This window comes from Thalassotalea sp. G20_0 (assembly GCF_017744175.1).
GTDB lineage: Bacteria > Pseudomonadota > Gammaproteobacteria > Pseudomonadales > Endozoicomonadaceae > Endozoicomonas.
Genome location: NZ_JAGHQV010000499.1, coordinates 1 through 550, shown reverse-complemented (window position 1 = coordinate 550; position 550 = coordinate 1). Strand labels below are relative to the sequence as shown.

Annotated in this window: 1 protein-coding gene; it reads left to right on the top strand. The window is 45.6% G+C overall.

Annotation, left to right across the window (positions count from 1 at the left end; translation table 11 throughout):
* A partial coding sequence (locus J7438_RS27240) for an RAP domain-containing protein (RefSeq protein WP_209279137.1) occupies positions 1-550 on the top strand: 550 nt, incomplete at both ends.

Genomic DNA, 550 nt, shown 5'->3' with positions numbered 1-550 from the left:
TCTCTGGGGGGTAATGGTCTGCTGTGCCAGGTTGACCCTGGTCTCAGATCCCAATAAAAATAATGCGCTTGAAAAGCACATGGATGCCCTTTTTACTCGCCTGGAAAGTACATATCCAGACAATCACGAGGATCAATCCATGATGGCCATGGCCGCAAGTTGGCTTGGCAAAGCGTGTCCGGTCATCCCTCATTACCAGACTACCATGTCAAAACGTCAATCTGACTTTCGCGATCTACTCCAATCACGCATTCCCTCTTTGAAGATTGAAGTAGAAGAGAGTCTGAACTCATTACCTCCGGTTGACCTGCTGCTGCCAGATCACAACATGGTAATTGAAATTCAGGGACCTTCTCATTACGTGGGTGGTGATTTCAAAACCAGGAATGGTTCGACTCTGCTAAAAATCGCACTGCTGCAAAAATCAGGATTTGAGGTTATAGAAATCCCGGTTAACCAGCTTGAGAACCGGGATTTCATGAAACAATGTATTGATCAAATAATCACCAGAGTGAACATCCCACTACAGGGACATGGCTCAGTATCACTT